This is a genomic window from Leptodesmis sp. (assembly GCF_052746595.1).
The window spans coordinates 1-24525 of sequence record NZ_JBRAGO010000069.1; the positions used below are offsets into that span (position 1 = coordinate 1).

The window sequence follows — 24525 nt, forward strand, 5'->3', positions numbered from 1 at the left end:
TAAAAAAGCCATAGGGTTCAGCAAAAAAATCTTGTCGCTGGGAGGTTGCCCAGAACAGGTCATAAAAGGTGGGGATGGCAGCGGCATCGGTGGTGAAGTGCGTAATGACCCCATGACGCTGACTGAGACGGATATTATAGCGGCCCTTAGGTTTCATGGCGGCCAGTATATCGGATGGAGAGGGGCGCAGATCAATCAGCAGGGTTTCACTGGGAAGTAAATCTACAGGTGCCCGCACAAAGTCAGCTAAGTAGGCTGGTTTTACGGAGAGCAAGGGTTCGATGCGGAAGGCGATCGCTCCCTGTTCTGCCGCCAGTTTTTTGGCCTGCTGGAGCAACAGAGCCATGCCAGCAGACTCAAATCCGGGGAGCAGTAAGGGTGCGCCCGGTGCAAAGAGTAAATTGGCCGTGTGGGTATGGGGATAAAAATAGAAGAGGCTACCTCCTACAAGGCGATCGCTGGCAAAAATGCCATAGCGAAAGGTACGATAACCTTCCAATTGTTTGAAGTCTGCCCAGGCCCAAGATTGCATAAAACATCCCTGTTGCGATCGCACAAAGTCATCCCAGTGCGATCGCTCATTCTCTGCCAGGGGGCGAATCAGCAGCGGCTCGGCGGTAGCCTCGAGGGGACGGTCGGGGGAAACATCAGTCATCTTTTCGCCTCAATAAATGCGCCATCCAGTAACCACCCAGCAGCATCATGATAAAGCCGATCCACCCAAATCCGGGTTCGCCAGACGCGCCATAATAATCGCTGCCGTAGTAAGTGCTGCCAGAATCACCTGATCTGAAACCGGCAGAATAGCCCTTGGCAAATACGGCATCAGGAGTAATCAGATTAGCCGTGATCAGCATCATGGAAAGCAGGGTGATCAACTCAGCGGTTTCTGGTGAAATCTGGACAATCGGCTGGCCCGTCCGCAATTTCTCAATCAGTTGTTTCAAGTCGCGCACCAGGCTGGGAGGTAGTTCCTGTGCTCGCTCCAGTAGACTGGATAGGAACTGTTTACCATCAATTTCACTCAACAGGTGCCGCAGATGGCCTAACCATTCTCGCGTCATTTAGGGGGTGTGATAGGCGTGGTGCACCGGCAGCAGTTCGACCTGGTTGCACAGCACGGCAGGGGAATGACGGGCCTGTTCCAACTGAGTCAACCAAGATTGGGCCAGGGTTTCTAATTGCAAGCGATCGCCCACACCGATCAATCCTGTTCCTGGTTCCTCAATCTCTAAAAAATCGATCCAATCTTCTCTGGTTGTGGCTTCAGTTGGGGCTTGCATTGACAACGCCGGATCCGACGAGGCATCGGCAAAGAATTTGTTGAAATTCATCAGGTAATAGAATAACTGGGGCGACTCCAGCGTATGCATGCAAACCTGATGTCGATCGTGGGCCAGGGCCGCGGGAAAACGAAAGGTTTCCTGCCAGGAATCGGGTTGCAGCGCTTGCAGGTCAGGCGGAAAGGATAATGTCCCTAATTCCGCTGCAGCGATCGGGTGTGGGGAGGCCAGAAAGAAACCCCAATCCCCATACTCATGGCGATCAAAGGAGGGAATCGGCAGCCGCATCGGTTTGGCCGCTAAGCCTGCCCCTAACAGGGTTTGATAAAGGCACCAGAAGGCGATCGTGGTATGTTCCGGGGACACTGCATTGATCGCCAGAATTCCTCCTGGCACCAGCACTCGTTTGATTTCGGCATACTATTCCCGACTGTATACTTGCGTTTCGGCAGGACGGGTGGGACAGGTAAAATCGCAGATGACGACGTGATAGTAGGCATCCGGCAGGGCACCGATAAATTCAAAGGCTTCCTGAGTAAACACCGTCACCCGACTACCACCCAGGGGGGCATCCGGTGCTGGCAGCAAACTCCCCCGGTTGTAAGGCTGAAACACCGTTCTACCCAGTTCCAGGACTGCCGGGTCATAGTCTACCAGGGTAATGTCGCTGACCTGAGAGAACCGCAGGGCATCCCGCGCCGCCAAACCATCCCCACCGCCACCAATCAGAACTCGCAGGGGGGTGTCTGGAAACCGTTGGCTGGCCAGGGCAATCGCAGGTAGCACCAGATGTTCGTGATAGATGGCTTCATCTGCCGAATCAAATTGCAAATCGCCGTTGATATAAAACGCGAGTCCGTGGGCATGGTGTTCGATAAAGAGGGAGTTTGTCATCAGCGTAGGAAGGGTTCAAACATCGGTAGCCAAACTTGATTCAGGGCCACAGCCGGGCTCTGCTGGAATCCAGTTCAAATCCCAGACATCATCAAGACCAGTCCAAAGAATAGCAGCACACAGGCCAGGACAAACTGCTGCTCTCTGGGGATATACAGCCCAAACAGGTAACTGCCTGAAGGAGTTTGCCGGAATCCGGTGATGCGGTGATTGGCGGCTGCATAGCCTCCTGCCCCCTGATGCGTGGAATCTGCTCCTGTCTGATGGCGCGGTTGCGGTTGCGAAAAATCTGCTGGCTGCACTTTGCGCGTGGAGTAAACCGATAAGCTGGAATCGCTCCAGGCTTCCAGGGCTAAATTCCACAGGTGAGCTGCATCCCAATAATCCCAGAAATCCGATATTCGGAGCCGTCTTCTGACTCGTAAGTACCTTCTGTTTTCGACTCAAAGATGTAAATCCGATTCAGGGTTTGCAGTTGAGGATAGGGTTCTTGGCCCGATCGCATCTCGTAGGCCAGGGAGGTTAATAAATCTCGCGAACTGCCCGGTTCATAAATCGCCGGATTGCGCAATTGCTCAGCAATATACCAGTTGACCTCTGCGCTCGGATTTTCCGGGTCTACTTCGCGCAGCAGATAATATTCTTTACTGAGTGGCGATTTCAGCAACCATTCCTCCGTTTCATAGCCATCGGGATCGCGGTAATGACTGACATCTTTCACGCGCCATTGCACCCCGTGATAGTAAATCACATCGCCTGGTTGTAGTTATCGGAGAGTCTCCTCAGTGACAGCCATTGCCGTTGCTCAAAAAACTGCACCAATCTTAGCCTTCAATACACCAATAGTGCCATCTGGGGCGATTGTTCCCTGCAATCCAGGCTGTGAGCCGCTCTGCCAAAAATTTTGCCTTAGTAAAATTATCCAGGCTGGAGTCAAAAACATGAATGTCAACGGTGGCCTTGCGGCACTTTGTCCAGATGTGTAGAGCGACATGGGATTCTTCTAAAATCAGGACGACAGAAACTCCCTGGGGTTGGAAGGTGGCCCCAGCCTGGGTCACGGCACGTAATCCAGCCGCTTCTACATGAGTCTGCAAGACTGCCAGTAAGTCGGTAGCACTGGCGGTAAGAATCGTGGGGATTGTCGGCAGGATGGCCGAGAAGTGGTGCGATCGAACTGGTATGTTCGTCACGGCATTTGACTGTGTTCTCGGACTGGTGCTCACGGTTGTTGTGTTATCTATGTCTGCTATTGATACATTATTGCTGATTGACAGGGCGGAGCATTCGAGTAACAGTGTGGCAAGGGTGCATCAATTTTTATCTGTCCGCTCTATAAGTGGCCCTAAGAGTGATTGTTGGGGCATCCCGATCGCAATTCCCTGCTTGTCAAAAGCAATTTTGATGCGGCGACGAAATTCACGGGCAACGGGCCATTGTTTCATCGGTAGGGTTTTAATCCAGAGGCGAATCAGAATGCCACTATGGGACAGTTGTTCTACTCCCAGCACTTCTGTTGTATCCAGAATGAATTTTCCCCACTCCGGATCGAAGGCTAACTCATCTGCAACCTGGCGAATCACCTCCAGGGCGAGATTCACATCCGTATTGTAGGCGACTTCAATTTGAAAATCACAACGTGACCAACTACGGGTCATATTCTCGACCTGGGCAATCTGACTATTGGGAATCGTAATTAAATGTCCAGTATCATTGCGAATCTGTGTCACTCGTAAGTTCAAACTCTCAACGCGACCTGATACATTATTGACTTTAATGAAGTCTCCAATCGCATACTGATCTTCCAGTAAAATCAAAAATCCGTTGACGAAATCTTTGATGATATTTTGAGTTGCAAACGAGGCAGCCACGGCTAAGACTGTTCCTAACGCCAGTACTGAAATGGGAGCAACATTCAGAGATTGCAGCACCCACATCAACGCCGTAATATAAACCAACAGGGTAGTCAGTCCCTTCACTACCGCCACCAAGGTCGAAATCCGCAGCGATCGCCGTTGAGAATTTTCTGTACTGCTGGAATTGAGTTCCCAGGCCTTGGCAAATCGATCTACTCCTAGATGAATTAAGCGATCGACCAACCCAGCAAAAAACCAGGCTACCAGAATCACTGAGGGAATTGACCCCAGCACCGTAGCAAATCGCCGTGTTTCCGGGAACCAGGAGAGAATATTGGCAATGCCGCTGACCCAGACAAAAATAATCGCCCAAAAAAACAGCCACCTGAGAAAATCCAGAATTCGCAGACGACGCTGCAGACTCAACTGCTCCCGCAAAATTTCCAGGAATTGCAAACCTCTCTCTTCTGCTTCTGCCGCCTGAAGGGCGATCGCAGCAGCAGAACTGTCCAGCGGAGCACTTATGGTAGAGGTAGTCGCTTCAGCCCTTTGTCGCTGCTCTAAAAGTCGCCTGCGCCATCCCAACACCTTCCAAACCCCAAACAGTACTAGAGTTGCTGCCACCATTGCCGCCAGGGAAATGACGACCTGATTGAGGCGTTCTTTCCTGGCTCCCGGTTGACGACTCTCTAAAGCCTGACGGAGTTCCTGCTGCAGGGTTGCCTGCCAGCGTTGAGCCAGTTCCGCCTTGGTTGTTGCGTAATATTGGGCATCGGCATCTGTTACGGTTAACAGTACACGTGGTTCAGCCAGATGTGCATCCCTGACAAGCAATACAGGTTGGCTATTGAGATTTTCGATCAGTACTTCCGTTGTTTTAGGATCTAGCAGGGTCGAATAGGACGCTGACCGTTCCACTACGGGATTAGGAGCTAGCAACTGGGCAAGGTTCATTTCAATTTGACGTGCCCGCACTTCTACCGGCACCTGTTGGCCCGGTTCGGCCCGATTCAAGACTGTTGGCGACGCAATTTTGAATAACTCTTTACCGTCCAGGAGCACTGGGGCCGATTCAACCAGGCCCGATCGTTGTACCCCCAGAGGCAATTGAGGCGTACTGGGAGACGGCAAACCAGGCATCTGGGCGATCGCTGTGGGTGGTTGCAGAAATGCGTTTACCGTCAGGATTGGACTCAGCACCAAGATCAGACCTACCAAAAACCAGGCTAACCAGTACTGCTGTCTCCACGAGCGTTGCCATCCTTGCATCCAACTCAACCGACTTACCTCCTAGCTTAACTTTGATCTGAGTTATCAGGCTTCTCTGTTTTAGCAGGTAATGGAGGTAATGGAAGGGGCAAAAAAGAGCAGTACCGGATTAATTTTCCAATGAGTTGATTAATTTTCCAATGAGTTGCGCGATCGCCTAGCCACAGGCAAAATAGGAAGGGCAAGAGCGCCGAATTGTTGAGCGATCGCCAAAAACCATTTTAAAAGGGCTCAGTCATAACGGAACTATTATGATGACCGTCGGCTACGCTGTACCAGGCTAATGTAGTACAGCAATTGCATAATTGAGGTGATGGCTGCTCCTACATAGGTTAGAGCGGCAGCCGTTAACACCTGTTTTGCCCCCTGTGCTTCCTGGGGAGTATCCGCTAATTCAGTGCATTAGCTCCCGCGATCGCCGATGTACCTATCACCACATATTGTTGCCAGTGACGTACCAGCGTTACCCCTCCAGCACCAGACCACAAATGAGAGCCACTAAAACGGGTACAGTACTACCCCGTTTAAAGACTAACCAATTCATCACACCATAACCCAATCAGGCCCCAATCACTGCCCCCAAGAATGCTACTCCCAGTTCATAGAACTGCCAGGAGAAGATTGCTAACAGAATGCCCAGCCCCAGACCGATTGTGAGTCCCGTAGAAGTCGCTAAAAATCCACCTCCAAACAGCAGATTGACTCCCTTTGCGCCCAACCAAAGGCCACCAAAGAATGACCAAACGGGCAGCATGAGGCATACAACAGACGATGTCCCCAAAAACACGGCACTACTCCTAGCAATGCTGCAAACAGAGCAAATAGGATTCCATTCAGCATCGTTCGCTTTCCAGGCTATGAGGTTAATCTTTATGCAACCCTATAGACGATGGGATGGGATAAAAATTAATTTAAAATTTCGTTTTTCACATTTGATAGATTATTCAGAGACCTAAGTACAGGACAAAACTCTTCACTTCTGAAGCAGGGGCGATCGCCACTGGAGTCAATTGTCCCAGCTCATTTTGATAGAGAGGGCATCTTATTTGACGGGTGTACGGTGAACAACATTGATTGCATCGCGTACTACAATTCCTCCTCCCACCATGTTTTGAACGAGTGGTAAAAACTGCTCAATCTTGTCGGTCTGATCAATTATAGTGATGACCATCGGTAAATCAGAGGAAAGCTCAATAATCCCCAAAAACATAATGCGCTCATGGCTATGTCTGCCATATCCAGTCATGCCGCGCACAACGGTTGCTCCCACTAATCGGTGGCGGCGCGCTTCTTCCACAAGTGCCAAGTGTACAGGCTTGCCTTGCCACTGTTCAGATTCACCGACATAAATAGTTAGCCGCTCAAAGTCTGTCATCGGATTCTCCTGATCTGTGAATGGTGTAAATTGCTGCGTGGGTTGGGCTAGCTTATCGGACAATACTGGAGCATGATGCACGACGGTAACGGGTTCCTTGACAGCTAGTCCATATTCAACGAGGGCCTGAACACGCGGTATGTAGCGGGCGATCGCCTCCAATTGATCAATTGCGATCAAAACCATGATCATTTGAGGAGCCAGTTCCATCATCCAGTCCACACTGATGGAGCGATAGCTTTGCCCATAACCCACAGCCGTGCGCAGCACCGTTATTCCTGCAATGCCTGATTGACGCGCCGCATCTATGAGCGTCTGGTAGAGCAGCTTGCCCTGACCGAGATCGCCCTCTGCCACATAGATCGTTAATTATTCTGCATTTTTCATCCTCTTCTCCTGGGAAGGCTATATCCCCTGCGCCAGAGCAATGCCAAGTTCGACTCCTAAAAAACCGATTAATGGACTACCTAATCCATATAGCAATGCCCGTTTATAACTCGCTAGTTTGAGCAAATTTGACGTATCTAATGTGTAGGTTGAAAATGTGGTGTAAGACCCTAAAAAGCCGAGAATGACAAATCCATTGAGTGGCAAGTCAGCCTTGATTGACTGAAACAGCGTGGCGAAGAGCCCAATCAAAAATGCCCCAGATAGATTAATGATGAATGTTCCAAAGGGAAAATCCCCGCCGAGTTTTTCCACGCAGATCAGTGTTAAATAATAGCGGCTGAGCTCTCCTGGAATGGCTCCTAGGGCAATCCAAATTGGGAGAAAAGAATGGGTTTCCATGTTTGATGTATTGATGAACTGGGAGATATCAGAAGATATAGCCAATCATGATGCATCAGTTTGATCGATCGTGTTTATGGAGCATTTCTCTGAAAGGGGCAAGCTTACCGAGTAGCCACTCTGCGAATAACATACCAAGCTGTAGACTCATGAATCCCAACGTCACGCTTCCCATCCAATAAAATAGGTCTGCCCCTAAACGATCCTGCTCGAGTAAATGGGCACTATCCAGTTCATAGCTGGAAAAGGTAGTATATGACCCCAGAAAACCCGTCAGGAGCAGCAGCCGAACATCAAGGATGCAGACTGATCACCTGCCCTAGGGATAGCGTTGCCAGAAATCCCATGGCAAAGCAGCCGGTCACATTGATAACCAATGTGCTGTAGGGCACCTCTATCCCCAGCAGGTGATTCATCGCGAGTCCAGAATAATATCGACATAATGCTCCGGCGATCGCCCCCAGAGAAATGGTAGCAACAGTTCGCACAACAGGTTTTTGCAAAATTGGTCATTTCAGCATGGCAAACTCTCCAGATCAAGTTAACGAGTCGTTAATGCGTTGGCATTAGCTTCTACCACGAGCACAGGCAACGGACTGGTCTCCAATACAGCCTGAGAAACAGATCCCACTAACACGTCCTCTAATGGACGATGTCCGCGTTTACCCATGATAATTTCTGCGACACCATAGGCCTGAGCCGTTTTCACAATTTCTTCCGGCACTGAGCCAGAGGTAGTAATAAACCGATGGCGGATATCCGCTAGGAACTGTCTGGCCTGGTTACGCAGCTGCTCTATTTCCTGGGGATTTTCCACGCGGATGACGTGTAACACCACGACTTCCCCATCACTACGGCGGGCGAGTTCTGCAGCTTTGGTTAATACCTGTACCGCTAGGGGAGAGGCATCCACTGCCGCTAGCAACACAATGCGACGAGCAACGGTTACTTTGGTCGGGTCAACGTCGCCCCGCTCTAGCAATTTGGGGGCAAAGGTGGGGATTGCCCAGGCTCCCAATGGTGCGGTTACCAAGATAGATAGGGCAGACAGCGCCAGAATCGTCTCACCACCCTTAATTCCTTGAGCTAGTGGAATGGCTCCGATCGCAGCCTGCACCGTCGCTTTCGCTGAATTTGCTGGCAGCAGAAACAACCGTTCTTGCCAGTTCCAATTACTCCCTATGGTAGACAGGTACCAACCGAGCGATCGCCCGACCAGGGTTCCGATTACCAATACCAGCAACCCTACCAGCAATACATTCCCCAATACAGTCAGTTGAATACTGGCTCCCAGCAGCACAAATAAGATGATCTCAGCGATCACCCATAAACTATCAAACCCACCCCGCAGTCGTCGTGCCAGGGGTGCATCCAATTCAATCAGGAAAAATCCGGTCGCCATCACCGCGAGATACCCCGAAAAAATCGGAAAATCTTCTGCCAAAACTACCAGCAAAAGGGCAAACCCCGCTGTCACTAAGGCATCTTGAACAGCATTTTGCGTCCAGTTTTGCTTGGCGAGTAACGACACTAACATTCGCGCGGTTAACCAGCCCAAGACAATCCCTAATCCAATTTGGCAGAGGATTTGCAAGGGCAGCAGTTGCACAGGGCTAAGGGTCAACCCACCAGGTAAGGTGAGCCCCATTGCCGTAGTTTGAGATAGAAACGCGAGTAGCAGGCTAAACACCGACAACAGCAGTACATCTGATAAGGCGCTGCCCGTCAAAATAGCATCGGGAATGCCTTTCTCAACCCCCCATCCCAAACTCTTTAACCGCAACATTCCGGGGACGATCACAGCGGGTGATTCAGCCCCAATCACACAGCCCAGCAGCAAGCCCGTGGCAAAATCAAACTGAAACAGCCACATCGTCGCAAACGCGATCGTGATGGCTTCACAAGCCGCTGGCAAAAATCCCAATCGTAGGGCAACTGATCCTTGCTGAGCCAGCTTTTCTCGATCTAGCCCTAGTCCTGCTTTCATTAAAATCACCATGACGGCGATCGTGCGGAGGGACGTTGCCGCTCCCAAGAGGTCTGGACTGATAACGTCGCCCACCTGTGGACCGAGAACGATCCCCGCCAGCACCATCCCAATCAAAGCAGGTGCTTTCAGACGTCGAGCAATCTGCCCGACAAAAAATCCCATTAATAAAATCCAAATCAGGCTTTCTAACATCACACCACGTTGAGCTTGCATCAGTTAAACAACGTGGCTTGCAGAGGAAAAACTGGATTAAGACATCCCTACTCCTACAATTCCGCTGCAAGCCGGAACTGTAGGAGCTATCAGCCTTTCATGTTTCAAATTTTTGGCTTCAGCCTATTTGAACACAAGGGGCGGTTTTGGCGAGCTCCATCGCCATAGCTTCTTTACTTTATATCGTTAAATCGACCAAATCGCTAGTAGGATTTCACTGAACCTCCTGTACAAGGAAGCCCTCCAAAAGCTACCCTAGAATCATCTACTTGCCACCCTCTACCGATGCTGATGCTTCCCCCGCTTTACGTTTGTTCTTTGCGTGAAACAGAACGAGTCATGCCATTCCTTGGAGATCATGCCCTGGTTGACTAAAAAATTCAAAAATTCTTTAATCCTGGTGGTTCAAACCACAGCTACACTGTCAAAGTCGGTCTTCGCTGACTAGCATCGTCATCTATCTGAGTAACCCGTCTACGGGGGATTGTCTGTGTAGATGCAGCTTCTAACTGCCAGCTACTTTGGATATCCTTTGCGCAAGTCCCTTGCACAAAAATTTCCCAACCCCATACTATCTCCTACTTTCTATCTTTGTGATGTCCAAACGAATTTTGATTGTAGATGACGAAGAAGATATTCGAGATGTTGTGCAGGCATCGTTGGAGGAATTCGCTGGATGGTATACAGAAACAGCATCATCGGGGACTGAAGGACTACACCTGGCAAAAACTGGTAGTTTTGATGTAATTCTTCTGGATATTTCCATGCCGGATATGGATGAGGTTCAACTGTTTGAAGCGCTTCAGGCTGATCCGCAGGCTCGCATTATTCCGGTGATTGTGCTAACGGCCAAAGTGTTACCTAAAGATCGACAACGGTTTACAGAACTTGGTCCGGCAGGCATGCTCATGAAGTCCTTTGATCTGGTTACTGTTTGGAGGCAGGTGGCAGACATTATGAATTGGCATTCATAGGCCATCATATCAGTTTCCTATTTTCTTAGCCTATGCTAAAGAGCGAATCGTTCTGATTCGCAGTCAATGGATTACTACAGGATGTTTAATGCTGGTACGTCGAAAGCTCAGTGTATTGAAACTGCAACTCACGTCTTAAATCAGGCCTTACAACATCTCTGTGTACACGATTATGCTGCTGCCCAGGTAATGGTCGCGATCTCCAGACAAGTGCTGGAGGACGTGCAGCAGGACTTTGATGATCATCTGGCTATCGAAGGAATGCTGAAACAGATGCTAAATCGTGCATTCAAGACAGATAGCCTCCCTTGTGGGGTTGAAGGGAACCCAGCCATGTCTGTAAGAGCAATCTTTTTGATTGAGTATGAACTCAGCATTGGCGAAATCTTGTCTGCCTGTTTAAGCGAGCTTGGTAGCTGGAAAGTCACTCTGTCTAACTCCATTCGAGCAGGAGTTGATTTATGTGAGACAGTTCATCCAGATGCAATCTTGCTTGATACTTCGACATCACAGACGGATGCTTTGATCTTTGTTGAACAATTGAAGCAGCATTCAACGGTTCAGTTGATTCCCATTGTGTTATTATCTTCCAGAGCCAGTTGGTTTACCCCTAAACAACTTGAGGAGATGGGCTTTGTCGGTGCGATCGCAAAGCCATTTAATCCTACAATTGTTACCAATCAGATTGCTCAGTTACTGGGATGGGGTAATGCAGATTAAAGACGATTTGCGATCGAATGCGGTTGAATAAGTTCCGTAGGAAACGATTCCAGCCAAGGATTATTACAGGAGAAAATCATGTCAACTTTAACTGTTTGGAAATTCAACACCCCTGAAGGTGCAGAAAAAGCCCTGGCAAAGTTGGAAGGTTTACAAAAGCAACAACTGATCCAGGTGCTAGATGCTGCTATCGTTACCTGGCCTCAAGATCGTGATAAGCCCAGAACCTATCAGGCGTTTAGCACAGTCGGTGCCGGTGCCCTAGGTGGAGCTTTCTGGGGAATGTTGTTTGGCCTGATCTTTCTGATGCCTCTGTTTGGGATGCTGGTTGGTGCAGCGGCGGGGGCTATCTCAGGTAAGTTTACGGACTATGGGATTAATGACGACTTCATCAAAGATGTGCAAAGCAAAGTCACTAAGGGAACCTCTGCCCTGTTTCTGCTGACGGGCCAAGTTACGCTAGACAAGGTGGAAGAGGCGTTTGCACCGGAAGAAAGAGGACAGTTAATTCAATCTAACTTAACCAAGGAACAGGAAGACAAGTTGCGTCAGGACTTTGGTTCAGAGATTCCTGCCTAAGTAGTCATCATTGGGGCGAGTACCTGTCTTACAGCAATTCTCGTCCCGCTGCCCCCTATCATCAGTTGATCTTGCTGTATACTCCATTACCCTATTTTTTTATTGATCAAATTTCGATTATTGAGGTTACGAGGTTATGAAACCAGTTTTGTCAAGTATTATTGGACTTTATCTCACTACTGCTGCTGTTGCAGTTGTGCAACCTGCCTAGGCTCAATCATTTCCCCCAGCACCGAAAGGCTGTGTTTACCTGAGAGAGGTGACAACGGGTAGAACTTTTATTCGTAAGGTCATCGTACCAACAATTCCAATGCCAATACTGATTTTGCTGTTCCAACCGGGACTCGCTGGGTCAATTATGTCGGTAGACTGATTCCAGAAAACAATGCGACCTACACCGCAGAAGTGAATCTCAGATATAATGACAACTCTACTTCACAGGTGGTCAGACGCACAATTCAGGCCAGACGGTTCTACCGCTACGATCAGCCCTTTCGCACTCCTACGGATCGCCAACCTTTCCAGATTAATGCTCGTGTTACGGGCGATCGCAATACGGCTTATCAAGTGGCTGTCCTGGCCTGTCCAGCGGGGGTGAATCCATAAATCAATGCGGGGGTGGGAACTCAACACATTGTAGAAGCATGAGATTGCATCGCTTAGTAGTAGGAGGTATGGATGATTACTCGTCATGATCTGAAAGAACTACAATCGTTAACAAAAGTCCCCGCCCTATCAATTCTGTTACCAACTCATCGCACTTTTCCTGAAAACAAGCAGGATCCAATTCTACTCAAGAATCTGATCGATGAGGCAAAGGATCGGCTGAGCCAGGAATTTTCGATCCGTGAATTAGAGCCACTCTTTAACTAGTTAGATACACTCGTTAGTTCAATCAACTATCCCCACACCCTCGACGGACTTGCCCTATTCGTCAGCCATGATTTTGCGAAGTCCTACTATCTGCCGTTTCCGGTTTCAGCACGAGTCATTATTGATCAGACTTTTGCCACCCGTGATCTGGTCTATGGTATGTACCGGACGCTTCGTTACTGGGTACTGCTATTAAGTCAAGCCTCGACTCGTCTTCTAGTGGGAACGGGAGAGGCCCTGGAAGAAATTGCAGATCAAACCTTTGCCATGCAAATGACGGGGCCAGGAGCAACAACCGCCCTGCCTTACAACTCTATTCCAGCTACATGGACGATCGCCATCGCCGCTTTTTCCAGCAGGTAGATAGTGCATTTGGTGCCTACGCGAATGATGAAGACCTACCCTTGATCGTTGGGGGTGTGAATCGGCAAGTCTCTTTCTTGAAGGAGGTTTCCCAGTATAAGGGGACGATCGTGGGTACGCTGTCTGGCAATCTAGATCGGGCCACGATTCATGAACTCACGCCGCCAGTCTGGGAACTTATGCAGTCTGTCCGGAGAGACCAACAAGCCGATGCATTGCAGGAATTAGCCGATGCGGCTGGTGCTCGCAAGGTGGTGTCCACGATTGAAGAAGTGTGGCGATTAGCTCACGAAGGCCGAGGGAAGCGATTGCTGGTTGAAAAAACTATCATGTACCGGCTGTAGTAACAGACGAGGGTAATCTGGAAATTGTGGATCAGGTGGGTGGCACTGAGGTCATGGATGATGCGATCGATGAAATCATCGAGAAAGTGCTGGCTAAGGGAGGTCAGGTTGTTCTGGTTGAAGATGGCTCCCTTTCAGATTACCAGGGAATTGCCTTAATTCTGCGGTATTAAGTCATGAATGAGTTTTCGCTCGCATCTAATTCTGTTCCGTTGCAAGTGGCCACTATCTACACGGGCGATATCATTCAAGGTGTACCGGTGATTAGTCAATTGCATACCCAGGATCTGGAACCTGGCAGACTGCATCGCTTTTTCTTCCAGGGGGTGCAGATGGGCACCGGGCAACACTGGTATGTGCCCGTGGTGGTGGCAAAGGGAGTGGCAGATGGCAAACGCATCGCTCTGATTGCCGGCGTGCATGGGGATGAGTTAAACCCCGTGAGGACGGTACAGCAGATCATGGCCAGTCTGGATCCTCTGACCATGTCCGGTACTGCGATCGCAGTTTATGATCTCTCCCATCCGGCTAAGGAATACACCCAGCGCAAATGGCTGATCGCTCAGAATGGCGGTACCCTAGTGGACTTGAATCGGGTCTGGCCAGGAGATGAAGTGGGCAGAGATGCCCCGACTCGTCAGTCCGGTCAGTAGAGACAACGGGAATGCTGTAGGGCGTGACTTGATTCACCAAACGCATCAACTGAGGTTCTGTCTATGACTCGTGGATCGCCTGCTCAGCGTCCGGTACGAGACCCCTCCTACCTGGATGTGTTCATTCCCTTCGTTATTGTGTTTGGGATGCAACCCAGAGTGATGGGCACCAGTAATGCCAGAGTCGCCGCTGCCATTGGACTGCCCGCTGGCAGGCGCAGCGAACGCGACGTTGGCTTTCATATCGAAGCCTTCTATACTTTCCGCCTCAATGACCACATTGCTATCACCCCCGGATTTTTCTGGCTGACGGCACCGAATCTGGATAGTCGCAATCCCGATACCTTTGTAGGAGTCGTTCGCACTAGCTTTCTGTTTTAACCACATCAACCGAATGGAGTTACTTATGACTGTTGCCACCAGTCCAACCACCACCAATTCGGACACTGTTTCCTATGGTGTTTACTCCGAAGTGGGCAAACTGCGAAAAGTGCTGGTCTGCTCACCCGGTTTAGCCCATTCTCGCCTCACGCCTTCCAACTGCGACAATCTGCTGTTTGATGATGTGCTGTGGGTGGAGATGGTGAAGCGCGACCATGCTGACTTCAGAATAAAGATGCAAAGCCGAGGCATTGAGGTGATCGAACTCCACGAAATTCTGGTGGAAACCCTCGATATTCCAGAGGCCAAGAAATGGATTCTGGATCAACAAATCACCCCCAATGAGGTGGGGTTGGAACTGGTTGGTGATGTGCGCGGCTACTTAGACAGCCTCAGTTCCCGACAATTGGCAGAGTATTTAATCGGCGGGTTGGCGGTTTATGATAGTGAACGCACCTCTCATCAGGCGATTACTCAGGTGGCCGCTGCTCTGTTTGCCAAAGGTGCGGCTGAACGGGTGATCGTGGCCGGAATACCTAAACTCCGGGCGGCGATGCACCTAGATACCGTGTTTACGTTCTGCGATCGCGATTTGGTCAGCCTCTTCCCCGATATCATGAACCACGTCACCACTTTTTCCTCGCGACCCAGCGACAAAACTCCAGGCTACGAAATTATTAAGGATTCTGAACCGTTTGTTGATGTAGTGGTTTCGGCTTTGGGATTAAAGAAATTGCGCGTGGTAGAAACTCAGGGCGATATCTATGCCAGACATCGGCAACAGTGGGATAGTGGCAATAACTTCGTCTGTCTGGAGCCAGGAGTGGTCGTCGCTTATGATCGCAATGTGCTGACTAATACCGCGCTTCGTAAAGAAGGGGTTGAGGTAGTTACGATCGCCAGTGCAGAACTGGGGCGGGGACGCGGCGGTGGCCACTGTATGACCTGTCCGAAGTAATGAAATTACATCTGCACTGAAGGTGCTAGTAGACAGTAACACCATTCGCATCTGTGCCGGGGGAACGAAAGCTCACATTGCGGTCATGACGGCGGCCACTGGCTTTCCCAAAGAGGTGGAAGACGAGTACATCACCATTTTTGAGCGGCTCGGGACTGAAAACGTGGAAGTCATCCACACTGAGCATCGAGATGAATCTGAATGTAAGAAAGCTATCCGCCAGATTGAAGAAGCCACTGGCATTTTCTTTACTGGTGGCGATCAGTCCCGGATTGTAGATTTCATTAAAGGATCTCCTTTAGGGGATGCAATTCATAAGTGCCATGCGGAAGGGGGGTCATTGGAGGCACCAGTGCCGGAGCCGCCATGATGCCCGACATTATGATTTTGGGAGGTGCCTCGGTTGCCTACCCCAGTCTGGATTCAGTTGAAATCGGGCCAGGGATGGGGTTTCTCCCTAGTATCGCGATCGACCAGCACTTCTCTCAACGAGTTACACATTCTGCCCCACGGTTATCGCTTTAACCTGAAGTCACATCTACCGATACTTTAAGTTAACTCAAACTGTGAGTGATCAAGTTGTGATGCACCTTATTGTAACTCAATCAGATTTCGGAGATCTAAATGATTTAATGCAATGGCAAATGATAAACTAAAACCTTTGTTAATCGGGGTAGGCAATGGGCAGTTGGTGGTCTGTTCGGAGGTTTAGTCGGTTCCCTGGATGACTAATGACCTATAAGGAGAAAGTTTAATGCTTAAATCGTTTCATATTGTAAGCGGTATCAAGGTTCAGTGGTGCGAAAGACACCAGGAAACTCGCCGAATTCTTTTGTACTGGATGGCCGTGTTCAGACTTTCGACTCTTCGGCCAGCACCCGAATTTTTAACAACACAACGGGAACCTGCCGGATCGAAGTTTTTGATGCGCGAGTGATTTCCAGTAATTGTCGATCGGTTGCTCCTGACAAAGAGGCTGGAAAATACTCCCTTCACCAGGCCTAACCCACTGGTCAATCCATTTTTTAGGGTGGTGATGATGTTATTAACATCCGTCTGGCTCAGGAGATCCCGCAACGGTGAAGCAGTTTGCTGGCTCAAGGGATCTTTGAGTTGAGACAGCAATGCCTGCCCCTGATTCACTACTTGCAGACCGACAAAGGCCACTAACGCCAGGACGATCGCGATCGCGCCCAAGAAAGTCAGGGTGATTGCTAGCCAGCGAGGCAGATAACGGGACAACCAGACCACCGGGTAGTTGAGCAATGTAGCCAGCACTCCGGCCACACTGAATATAGCGATTGTGTCGTAAAAGAAGTTAATGAATAAGAATGTGAACCAGCCACCAATGAACAGTAGGATGAAGCGCAGCAGTGTGGAGTTATTTAATGCCACATAGGAGAATTGGATGGGGAAAATTGTGGCAGGCGCATAAAAGAAGGTGGTGGTTAAAGGAATTAGTTCCGTTAGCATTCAACGATTGGTGCTGCGGTGTAGCCCAATCTGATATAGCAGCAACAGGGCCACGATCGTCCCTACTAAGCCAGCGGCGATCGCGCTTACCATCGCTTGAATTGCAATCATATTGGAGGGAGTAATCAGGGTTCCGGGAGCCGCAACCGTTGTGCCAATTTGATTGGGAGTGATTACTGTTCCGCCCTGGGGCAGGCTCAACATTTTGAAGGTTAATTCACTCACCCGCCATAGGGCAATCAGCACCGCGATCGCCATGATCCCCAAATTGATCGTGAGTCCTAACTTCACGTCTTTAGTTACCTGTGATTTGGGTGGCCGCAGATCCGGGTTTTCCAATCGGCTTGCCAATAACGTGTAGCGAAAGCACCAGTAAATACTAAAGATCAGGGCAAGCAGGCAGGCGATCGCTAACCACAATCCCAGGGAAAAGCCCATTTGTCGTTGCCGGGGATTGAATAGCACGTTCGTGGTCACCACCAGGATGGGAATGAATCCGAGCAGTGCCTGTAAGCAGAGGCCAATCCAGCCTAACCCGCGAAAGGATTGGGCAATCTCGCGAGGAGTGGAAGTCGGCGTGTCGGAATCGAGAAAGTTGAACATGGAGGGTGGGGATTGAGGATGGGAATGCAAGGGGGTGGAGATGGGTGATTGGGTAGGGGCATAGCAATTGGTAACACGTCTTTGGCAGAGATTTTGGAGGTACTCCGGAGCAGTGCCCGACTGCTATGCCCTCCCTCATATTTCACAGTTCAACATGTCACAGTTTAACTATGTTATGTAGTCGTGGTAACGGTTTTTCGCACAGCCAGGGCGGCAACTAACAATGAAACTTCACTAAACAGCAGACTGATTCCCACATACAGACCAATTAACCAGATTGCACTGAAGGGAAACTGATTCAGAACCAGAATGCCCAAAATCAAAGTAATGACTCCATTTAAGACCACCAGCCACGACATTCGATGCCCTGCCCGGTTTGTGAAGCCCATAATGATCGTGTAAATGCCTTCCGCAATGAACAGAATCCCTAGGGCAAAGGTTAATGCCGCGACCGAAATTAACAAGTTTGACAGAATGTAAATTCCTGCAATGACGTATAAACACCCACAATCAGGTTGAGCCAGAATCCTCTCACTGCCGGACACACCAGATTCCCGACATTCTCGATCATCAGGAGAGAAATTCATGGGTGGATTCAACGTTTGCAATCCCCGTTCAATCATGGCTGCTTCCAGGTGGCAGCCTGTTCCCGTATTTACCTGCACCACCGGGCATCCTGTGGCTTGAATCCGTTGAGCATCGTTGGCAGTTTCCTGATCCCCTTCAATCACAGTTATGGGAATTCGGTGTTGCAGATCGGTAATGGTGTGGGTTAGCAGAGTTGTCTTGCCAGCTCCAGGTGAACTGACCAGATTCAGGGCGAGAATGTTACGGCCCTTCAGCCAACCTCGGTTTTGAGCGGCAATCAGATCATTCTTTGCCAGAATTTTGTGTTCTAGCTCAATGGTGTTTCCATGCAGGGCGGCATGGAGTTGAGTGACTACTGGATAAGACTCAGCCTGATGGGAAGGGAGGGGGAGATGGGGCGGTGCGGATGGGAATGGGAGGAGTGAGTATGAGTAGTGTGGGTGGTATGGGTATGGGTGATGATGGAGTCGTCATTCACAAACGCCGAAGGGGGCATCTAAAGCAATTTCCCGGCTACAGCGTCGGCAGCGGCCTAATCCTGGGATTTTAATAATCTCCAGGGATGCACCTGCTAATGCAGTTCCCTGACTACAGACATCAAAGCAGAAACGAATGGCATCGGGCATCACAGCAGTTAGTTAGCCAATTTCCAGCGTGACTCGTTTGACTGGGTTACCATTGGCATATTCTGCTGCGATCGTGACGATGTTTTGAGTAATTCCTAGTTCGTGCATAGGTGGGGGATTGAAGTTTGAATCTCAGGAATCGGGGATTGCAGATCAGGGAGTGGGGGGTGGGGATTAGGAATTGAGGGTAGAAAGGCAGGTAGAGTGATATGAAATTTGTGTAGATTAACAAATGCGAGGTAGTTGATCACCAACCAGCATATCCACAACTCGTTCGGCGCCAAAGGTTGTTTTTAATAAAACGACTTCGCTGGGTGCTGCAATCACTTCACCGATGATGCAGCTTTGATGTCCGGCGGGATGCGATCGCATGGCTGTCAGGACGGCTTTTGCCTGATTTTCAGGTACAACTACTACCAGTTTGCCTTCGTTAGCGAGGTACAGCGGATCCAGTCCCAACAGTTCGCAAACTCCGTTGACTTCCTGATGAATGGGCAAACTGGCTTCATGAATCCGAATACCCACTTGGGAACTGCTGGCAAACTCATTTAGAACGGTAGCTAGACCACCGCGAGTCGCATCGCGCATCGCCCGAACTTCAGGGCAAACATCCAGAATGGTATCGATCAAGCCATTTAAGGGCTGACAATCGCTATGAATATTAGTGGATAGTGCAAGTTCATCTCGTGCCAGGAGAATGGTTGCCCCATGATCGCCCAAGGAGCCATTGACAAGTACCACGTCTCCTGGTTGTAGTTGCTGAGCCGAGGGAGAAACCTGGGAGCGAATCACACCAATTCCGGCAGTGTTGATGAAGACCTTGTCAGCAGCACCGCGTTGCACGACTTTGGTGTCTCCTGTGACGATTTGTACTCCCGCCACGATCGCGGCTCGTTTCATCGAGTCAGCGATTCTCCGCAAAGTTTCTACAGGGAGTCCTTCTTCCAAAATTACACTGCAGGTGAGATACAGTGGGGTTGCACCACTGACGGCTAAATCGTTCACTGTGCCATTAATGGCAAGGCTACCAATATCACCACCGGGAAAAAATAATGGATCAATCACATAGGAATCTGTGGTGAAGGCAAGCCGATCGCCCCGTTGCATCAAGTCTGCCAGGTCAAAGCGGGCCTGATCTTCTAAGGGAGCCAGAGCCGGATTCTCAAAACTACTGACGAAAATGTCTGCAATCAGATCCCGCATGGCTTTGCCGCCGCTGCCATGGGCTAATGTGATCTCGGGATCCCGAATTTTGGGTGGGCGGCAGGCGGGCGATCGGCCAGAGCTGGATTGGGGAGAGGGGAGGTTCATAGGGGGATTGGGGAGAGGAGATCAGGAATTGGGGATCGGGCGAAGTGAATACCAATGAAGATACTGGTAATTCTGTCCTAATCCCTAACTCCTAATCCCCACAAAACTGGTAGCGACGGGGGTTGGCTTAGCTTTTGTCTCCAATGATAGGCGACCGTATTTGTAGTAAGCGGCACAGGCACCTTCGGAGGACACCATGCAGGCTCCGATCGGGTGTTCTGGGGTACAGGCAGTGCCAAAAACTTTGCATTCCCAGGGCTTCTTCAATCCTTTGAGGATTTCTCCACAGGCACAGGCTTTGTGATCCGCCACTTGACGGTGAGGCAGGATAAATTTGGCTTCAGCATCAAATTGGGCGTATTCTGGACGCATCTTGAGGCCAGAATGAGGAATATCTCCTAACCCACGCCACTCAAAGTGATCGCGCACTTGAAAGACTCGCTGCATGGCCTCTAGAGCGACCGCATTGCCAGTTGCCTGGACGAAGCGAGTGTACTGATTTTCGATTTCACAACGGCCATCGGCTAACTGTTGCAGCACCATCCAGATGGCTTGCAGCAAATCTAAGGGTTCAAAGCCGGACACCACCAGTGGTTTATGGTATTTCTGGGCAATGACTTGATAAGGTGCTGTGCCAATCACCATACTGACATGACCCGGCCCCACGAAGCCATCCAGTTGCAAATCCGGATTACTGAGCAAAGCTTCCAGGGCGGGTACGACGAGGACGTGGTTGCAGAACAGGCTAAAGTTTTCTATGCCTGCCGATTCTGCCTGTAAGACGGTTAGCGCCGTACTGGGTGCTGTGGTTTCAAAGCCAATGGCGAAAAAGACAACCTGGCGATCGGGATTCACTTTGGCAATTTCCAGGGCATCTAATGGCGAATACACCATACGAATATCTGCACCTTTGGCCTTGGCTTGTAATAAGCTAAACTGAGACCCAGGAACCCGCATCGCATCACCAAAGGTTGTGAAAATGACCGCTGGATGTTCGGCAATGGCGATCGCGTCATCTAATCGCCCCTTCGGCATAATACAAACGGGACAACCGGGACCATGAATCATTTCGATCGTTGGCGGTAATAACTCCTCCAATCCATATTTAAAGATGGCATGAGTATGTCCACCACAAACTTCCATTAGTTTAATCGGACGATCTTTCTTAATTATTAAAATCTTTCCCAACCGCTTAATTGCTTGTAAAACACCTTGAACTTTGTCGGGATCTCGATATTCCTTAACGTATTTCATCGTTATCGTCTCCCCATAGATTAGATTTAAATCTAACTACTCTAAATTTTTCCATAGAAAATGTTAGCGTAGCGTAACGCATCGCCTTCTAACTCCTGATCAACCTCTGCTAGTTTTTCCAGCAAATCAAGCATTGCGGCAGCTTCTGCGGCATCAATTCGGTTCATCGCAAATCCCACATGCACTAATACCCACTCTCCCACACAGGATTCGGCTGGATGATCCGCGTCTACAATGCAGGCAATATTTATCTGTCGTTTCACGCCACCCACATCGACGATCGCAAGTTGCCGCTCAATGTCTGTGATTGCAATAATTTGACCGGGAATTCCTAAACACATTTTGCTTACCTTAAAGAGCGAGCCGCCGCGATCGTGGCTTGACCTAGTGCCAGACCACCATCGTTGGCAGGAACTTGATGATGCATAATGACTGTAAAATTCAAGGCAGTCAGTTGCTGATGAACAGAACGGGTTAAAATTTCATTTTGGAAAACTCCTCCGGTGAGTGCGACGTGACTAAAGGTATGGGATTGACTCAGGTGTTTGACGGCTTCGACGATCGCGCAAGCCAACCCTAGATGGAATTTAGCGGCGATCAATCCAATAGGAACTGCCTGGTGCAGATCCTGAAGCAGGTCAGACCACATTGATTTTGCCGTTAATTCCAGCATGGTGTGGCCATTCATTGGAATATTTTCCAGATTGAACGGGTAGGGTGATGTCTGTGCCAGTTCCAGGTCAGCAGGCTGAATCATTGCCTCTAATTGAATGGCTGCCTGTCCCTCATAACTCACTTGAGCCGGACTCAGGCCCACCGCCGCTGCCACCGCATCAAACAAGCGTCCTGCTGAAGAGGCCAGGGGAACATTAATGCCTTTCTGTAATAGTTGATCCAGCAGCGATCGCGGTTGTTGCTCCAGAAATTGAATAATTTCCAGGTGTCCGTATCTGGCTTGCAGATCGGCCCAGTCAAAAACGGCCTGCAAGTGGGCATAAGTATTGCGCCAGGGTTGGTATATGGCCTGACTACCCCCCAACAGGGCGATCGGCTTCAATCGCGCCAGACGTTGAAATTGGCAATAATCAGCCAGCAAAAATTCCCCGCCCCAGAGCGTACTATCATCCCCCATTCCCAGGCCATCCCATGCAATTCCTAAAACCGGTGGACTACCGAGAGGCAGATTATTTTCTGCCATACAAGCTGCAATGTGGGCATGGTGATGTTGTATGGGCTGCAGCGGCAGGGAATGCTGCTCGGCAAGGCTTTTTCCCAATTTGGTGGATAAATATTCGGGATGCAAATCGATCGCGATCTTTTGAGGTTGGGTTTGCAATAAATTGAGATACAGTTTCAGAGTATCTTGATAGGCAGCCAACGCTGCTGCATTTTCCAGATCCCCTAAATGTTGCGAGAGAATGGCCCGTCCCTGATCCAGCAAACAAAATGTATTTTTTAATTCACTGCCCATTGCCAAAATTGCCGGAGCCTGGGCAAATCCTGCTGGTAAACGAATGGGCGTAGGTGCATACCCCCTGGCTCGTCGCAAGGTTTGTACCTGGCCATCCACCACTCGCACGACTGAATCATCCAACCGATTGACAATATCTCGATTGTGAAGCAGAAAAAAATCAGCGATCGCTCCTAATTTTTCTCGCGCCTCATCATTATCAATACATTGCGGTTCATCGCTGCGATTGCCACTGGTGAGGACGATCGGACGATCCAGGCGCTGCAACATTAAATGATGCAATGGTGTGTAGGGCAGCATGAAGCCGAGAGTGGAAAGTCCCGGTGCAACCAGAGATGAGAGGGGAGGAAGATGCCTAGAACTGAGAGTGTTTGCAAAACTTCGGGTTTTCAAGAGGACGATCGGGGCGGCTGGGCTTTGTAGCAGTTCACGTTCCTGGGAATTGAGGAGGCAGTATTGTTCAATAATGTCGAGATTACGAGCCATCAACGCAAAGGGTTTGTCATAGCGATGTTTGCGTTGGCGCAGTTTCTGTACTGCCGCTTCATTGGTGGCATCACAAGCCAGATGAATGCCGCCAATTCCTTTAATGGCAATAATTTTGCCTTGTTGCAGCAGCGTACCAGCGGCATCTACGGCATCTACCGGAGATAATGTTTCATCCTCGATCGTCTGACCATCAGTGTTTTCTAACCAGGCATGAGGACCACACTGAGGGCAGGCAATCGGTTGAGCATGAAAGCGACGATCGCTGACATCCTTGTAGGCCTGAGCGCAATGGCGACATAGGGGAAAAGCTGCCATGCTGGTATGAGCGCGATCGTAGGGAATGGTGCGGATGATGCTCAAGCGGGGACCGCAATGGGTGCAGTTGGTGAACGGATAGCGATACCAGCGACTGGCGGGATTGAGAATGTCCGCAAGGCAGGCAGGACAGGTGGCAGCATCGGCACTGATGTCAGTTCGGATGGATGTTTGCAAACTTTGGACAATTTGAAAGTCCCGATAGGCAATTGGTTCAGTTAGCGGTGAACGCACGATCGTCTCAATGCGGGCTAAGGGAGGACAGTCCTCCTGCAGGGTTTGGACAAACCGATCCAGAACGGCTTGTGGGCCAACTACCCGGATCAATACCCCTTGACCATCGTTGAGTACTTCACCTCGCAATCCTGCTGCTCTGGCCAGACGATAAACCGTCGGGCGAAATCCGACTCCCTGTACCGTTCCAGTTACCCGGATCGTTTCAGCTATGTCTTCAACGGCTCCCGGCGAGGATAGAGAGGAACAATTAAGGTTGATGGTCATGGCAACCTCCAAGGCCCGACTGTTGCTCGATCGTGACGCTACCAGGGTATCACAGGCTCAATTTGTCCGTGGCCCTGATCGACTGACAAATCTTTTGCATTGTCGCCCGAACCACTCTCACCCTAGCCCTCTCCCAACTTGGAAGAGGGCACTCTCTCGCCTTCCCCCTCTCCCAGAGCGGGAGAGGGGGAAGGCGAGAGAGTTTTGTCAGCCAACCAGCCTGTGGTCTGTGTTATGCGCGAACAGATGCTAATTCATGGCGCAGGACTTGTGGCTATAGCAATATATACACACAAGAATGCTTGCCAGGATAGGTTCCTCTTACGGGTGCGTGTCACCTTCTTGGTAGGAAAATTAGGCTAGAGGAGAAGAATATCCCT

At 49.9% G+C, this 24525-nt stretch carries 34 protein-coding genes, 1 pseudogene and 1 riboswitch; of the genes and pseudogenes, 12 read left to right on the forward strand and 23 right to left on the reverse strand.

The window, feature by feature from the left end; all coding sequences use genetic code 11:
* From ACUVQO_RS15230 to ACUVQO_RS15300, 15 genes and pseudogenes are all read right to left on the reverse strand, one after another.
* Positions 1 to 655: lipid II:glycine glycyltransferase FemX (locus ACUVQO_RS15230; protein ID WP_445926701.1), on the reverse strand; the 655-nt coding region annotated here is incomplete at its 3' end.
* Positions 648 to 1064, reverse strand: a complete 417-nt coding sequence (locus tag ACUVQO_RS15235) for a hypothetical protein (RefSeq protein ID WP_445926702.1) — start codon at positions 1062 to 1064, stop codon at positions 648 to 650. The genes ACUVQO_RS15230 and ACUVQO_RS15235, both read right to left, overlap by 8 nt.
* The gene (locus tag ACUVQO_RS15240) at positions 1065 to 1679 is read right to left on the reverse strand and encodes a hypothetical protein (protein WP_445926703.1); all 615 of its coding nucleotides are present in this window, start codon (positions 1677 to 1679) and stop codon (positions 1065 to 1067) included. It lies immediately after the preceding gene.
* 24 nt (positions 1680 to 1703) lie between these two features.
* On the reverse strand, positions 1704 to 2177 hold the full coding sequence (locus tag ACUVQO_RS15245; RefSeq protein WP_445926704.1) for a spermine/spermidine synthase domain-containing protein: 474 nt from the start codon (positions 2175 to 2177) through the stop codon (positions 1704 to 1706).
* Between the two features lie 74 nt (positions 2178 to 2251).
* Positions 2252 to 2479 carry a hypothetical protein gene (locus ACUVQO_RS15250; protein ID WP_445926705.1) on the reverse strand — a complete coding sequence of 76 codons (228 nt, stop codon included), beginning with the start codon at positions 2477 to 2479 and terminating at the stop codon, positions 2252 to 2254.
* A 50-nt stretch (positions 2480 to 2529) separates the two neighbouring features.
* On the reverse strand, positions 2530 to 2928 hold the full coding sequence (locus ACUVQO_RS15255; protein WP_445926706.1) for a DUF4178 domain-containing protein: 399 nt from the start codon (positions 2926 to 2928) through the stop codon (positions 2530 to 2532).
* 73 nt (positions 2929 to 3001) lie between these two features.
* Positions 3002 to 3370, reverse strand: a complete 369-nt coding sequence (locus ACUVQO_RS15260) for an S-adenosylmethionine decarboxylase (RefSeq protein ID WP_445926707.1) — start codon at positions 3368 to 3370, stop codon at positions 3002 to 3004.
* Between the two features lie 120 nt (positions 3371 to 3490).
* Positions 3491 to 5302, reverse strand: a complete 1812-nt coding sequence (locus ACUVQO_RS15265; protein ID WP_445926732.1) for a mechanosensitive ion channel family protein — start codon at positions 5300 to 5302, stop codon at positions 3491 to 3493.
* Positions 5303 to 5551: 249 nt separating this feature from the next.
* Positions 5552 to 5671, reverse strand: a pseudogene (locus ACUVQO_RS15270) (zinc metallopeptidase); the annotation flags it as partial.
* A 190-nt stretch (positions 5672 to 5861) separates the two neighbouring features.
* Positions 5862 to 6089 carry a hypothetical protein gene (locus ACUVQO_RS15275; RefSeq protein WP_445926708.1) on the reverse strand — a complete coding sequence of 76 codons (228 nt, stop codon included), beginning with the start codon at positions 6087 to 6089 and terminating at the stop codon, positions 5862 to 5864.
* Positions 6090 to 6344: 255 nt separating this feature from the next.
* A complete protein-coding gene (locus ACUVQO_RS15280; RefSeq protein WP_445926709.1) occupies positions 6345 to 7034 on the reverse strand; it encodes a DUF190 domain-containing protein in 690 nt (229 codons plus the stop codon).
* 48 nt (positions 7035 to 7082) lie between these two features.
* Complete coding sequence (gene crcB, locus ACUVQO_RS15285) at positions 7083 to 7511, reverse strand: fluoride efflux transporter CrcB (protein WP_445926710.1); 429 nt, start codon at positions 7509 to 7511, stop codon at positions 7083 to 7085.
* Positions 7512 to 7521: 10 nt separating this feature from the next.
* The gene (locus ACUVQO_RS15290; RefSeq protein WP_445926733.1) at positions 7522 to 7767 is read right to left on the reverse strand and encodes a fluoride efflux transporter FluC; all 246 of its coding nucleotides are present in this window, start codon (positions 7765 to 7767) and stop codon (positions 7522 to 7524) included.
* Positions 7760 to 7954: a fluoride efflux transporter FluC gene (locus ACUVQO_RS15295; protein WP_445926711.1), complete on the reverse strand. Its 195-nt coding sequence runs from the start codon at positions 7952 to 7954 to the stop codon at positions 7760 to 7762. Before ACUVQO_RS15295 ends, ACUVQO_RS15290 begins: the two co-directional genes overlap by 8 nt.
* 53 nt (positions 7955 to 8007) lie before the next feature.
* A complete protein-coding gene (locus tag ACUVQO_RS15300; RefSeq protein ID WP_445926712.1) occupies positions 8008 to 9669 on the reverse strand; it encodes a cation:proton antiporter in 1662 nt (553 codons plus the stop codon).
* Positions 9670 to 9742: 73 nt separating this feature from the next.
* Positions 9743 to 9842, reverse strand: a riboswitch (Fluoride riboswitch).
* 423 nt (positions 9843 to 10265) lie between these two features.
* On the opposite strand from ACUVQO_RS15300, the gene ACUVQO_RS15305 reads away from it, so the two are divergent.
* From ACUVQO_RS15305 to ACUVQO_RS15360, 12 genes are all read left to right on the forward strand, one after another.
* The gene (locus ACUVQO_RS15305; protein ID WP_445926713.1) at positions 10266 to 10643 is read left to right on the forward strand and encodes a response regulator; all 378 of its coding nucleotides are present in this window, start codon (positions 10266 to 10268) and stop codon (positions 10641 to 10643) included.
* A 66-nt stretch (positions 10644 to 10709) separates the two neighbouring features.
* Positions 10710 to 11363: a response regulator gene (locus tag ACUVQO_RS15310; RefSeq protein ID WP_445926714.1), complete on the forward strand. Its 654-nt coding sequence runs from the start codon at positions 10710 to 10712 to the stop codon at positions 11361 to 11363.
* A 78-nt stretch (positions 11364 to 11441) separates the two neighbouring features.
* The gene (locus tag ACUVQO_RS15315) at positions 11442 to 11942 is read left to right on the forward strand and encodes a DUF1269 domain-containing protein (RefSeq protein WP_445926715.1); all 501 of its coding nucleotides are present in this window, start codon (positions 11442 to 11444) and stop codon (positions 11940 to 11942) included.
* A 405-nt stretch (positions 11943 to 12347) separates the two neighbouring features.
* Positions 12348 to 12548: a hypothetical protein gene (locus ACUVQO_RS15320; protein WP_445926716.1), complete on the forward strand. Its 201-nt coding sequence runs from the start codon at positions 12348 to 12350 to the stop codon at positions 12546 to 12548.
* Positions 12549 to 12974: 426 nt separating this feature from the next.
* A complete protein-coding gene (locus ACUVQO_RS15325; protein WP_445926717.1) occupies positions 12975 to 13178 on the forward strand; it encodes a hypothetical protein in 204 nt (67 codons plus the stop codon).
* A complete protein-coding gene (locus ACUVQO_RS15330; RefSeq protein ID WP_445926718.1) occupies positions 13142 to 13522 on the forward strand; it encodes a baeRF3 domain-containing protein in 381 nt (126 codons plus the stop codon). The genes ACUVQO_RS15325 and ACUVQO_RS15330 overlap by 37 nt, the downstream gene beginning before the upstream one ends.
* A 26-nt stretch (positions 13523 to 13548) precedes the next feature.
* Positions 13549 to 13695 (forward strand): hypothetical protein, encoded by a 147-nt coding sequence (locus ACUVQO_RS15335; RefSeq protein WP_445926719.1) that lies wholly within the window; start codon positions 13549 to 13551, stop codon positions 13693 to 13695.
* A gap of 3 nt (positions 13696 to 13698) precedes the next feature.
* Entirely contained in the window at positions 13699 to 14175 is a 477-nt protein-coding gene (locus tag ACUVQO_RS15340) for a hypothetical protein (RefSeq protein WP_445926720.1), read from the forward strand.
* 63 nt (positions 14176 to 14238) lie between these two features.
* Positions 14239 to 14556: a carbohydrate porin gene (locus ACUVQO_RS15345; protein WP_445926721.1), complete on the forward strand. Its 318-nt coding sequence runs from the start codon at positions 14239 to 14241 to the stop codon at positions 14554 to 14556.
* Between the two features lie 25 nt (positions 14557 to 14581).
* Positions 14582 to 15514, forward strand: coding sequence for an arginine deiminase family protein (locus ACUVQO_RS15350; RefSeq protein ID WP_445926722.1), 933 nt, complete (start codon positions 14582 to 14584; stop codon positions 15512 to 15514).
* A 22-nt stretch (positions 15515 to 15536) separates the two neighbouring features.
* Positions 15537 to 15884: a Type 1 glutamine amidotransferase-like domain-containing protein gene (locus tag ACUVQO_RS15355; RefSeq protein ID WP_445926723.1), complete on the forward strand. Its 348-nt coding sequence runs from the start codon at positions 15537 to 15539 to the stop codon at positions 15882 to 15884.
* Complete coding sequence (locus ACUVQO_RS15360) at positions 15881 to 16039, forward strand: hypothetical protein (RefSeq protein ID WP_445926724.1); 159 nt, start codon at positions 15881 to 15883, stop codon at positions 16037 to 16039. The genes ACUVQO_RS15355 and ACUVQO_RS15360 overlap by 4 nt, the downstream gene beginning before the upstream one ends.
* Before the next feature lie 267 nt (positions 16040 to 16306).
* Here ACUVQO_RS15360 and ACUVQO_RS15365 read toward each other — a convergent pair whose 3' ends face one another.
* The 8 genes from ACUVQO_RS15365 to hypF form a co-directional block, all read right to left on the reverse strand.
* Positions 16307 to 16987 (reverse strand): AI-2E family transporter, encoded by a 681-nt coding sequence (locus ACUVQO_RS15365; RefSeq protein WP_445926725.1) that lies wholly within the window; start codon positions 16985 to 16987, stop codon positions 16307 to 16309.
* Positions 16988 to 17590: a DUF3611 family protein gene (locus tag ACUVQO_RS15370; protein ID WP_445926726.1), complete on the reverse strand. Its 603-nt coding sequence runs from the start codon at positions 17588 to 17590 to the stop codon at positions 16988 to 16990.
* Between the two features lie 173 nt (positions 17591 to 17763).
* Positions 17764 to 18510: a GTP-binding protein gene (locus ACUVQO_RS15375; protein ID WP_445926734.1), complete on the reverse strand. Its 747-nt coding sequence runs from the start codon at positions 18508 to 18510 to the stop codon at positions 17764 to 17766.
* Between the two features lie 138 nt (positions 18511 to 18648).
* Positions 18649 to 18804, reverse strand: a complete 156-nt coding sequence (locus ACUVQO_RS15380) for a hydrogenase/urease maturation nickel metallochaperone HypA (protein WP_445926727.1) — start codon at positions 18802 to 18804, stop codon at positions 18649 to 18651.
* Positions 18805 to 19029: 225 nt separating this feature from the next.
* On the reverse strand, positions 19030 to 20115 hold the full coding sequence (gene hypE, locus ACUVQO_RS15385; protein WP_445926728.1) for a hydrogenase expression/formation protein HypE: 1086 nt from the start codon (positions 20113 to 20115) through the stop codon (positions 19030 to 19032).
* A gap of 84 nt (positions 20116 to 20199) precedes the next feature.
* The gene (gene hypD / locus ACUVQO_RS15390) at positions 20200 to 21369 is read right to left on the reverse strand and encodes a hydrogenase formation protein HypD (protein WP_445926729.1); all 1170 of its coding nucleotides are present in this window, start codon (positions 21367 to 21369) and stop codon (positions 20200 to 20202) included.
* Between the two features lie 41 nt (positions 21370 to 21410).
* Positions 21411 to 21710, reverse strand: coding sequence for a HypC/HybG/HupF family hydrogenase formation chaperone (locus ACUVQO_RS15395; RefSeq protein ID WP_445926730.1), 300 nt, complete (start codon positions 21708 to 21710; stop codon positions 21411 to 21413).
* A 5-nt stretch (positions 21711 to 21715) separates the two neighbouring features.
* Positions 21716 to 24145, reverse strand: a complete 2430-nt coding sequence (gene hypF, locus ACUVQO_RS15400) for a carbamoyltransferase HypF (RefSeq protein ID WP_445926731.1) — start codon at positions 24143 to 24145, stop codon at positions 21716 to 21718.
* Positions 24146 to 24525: the final 380 nt, after the last annotated feature.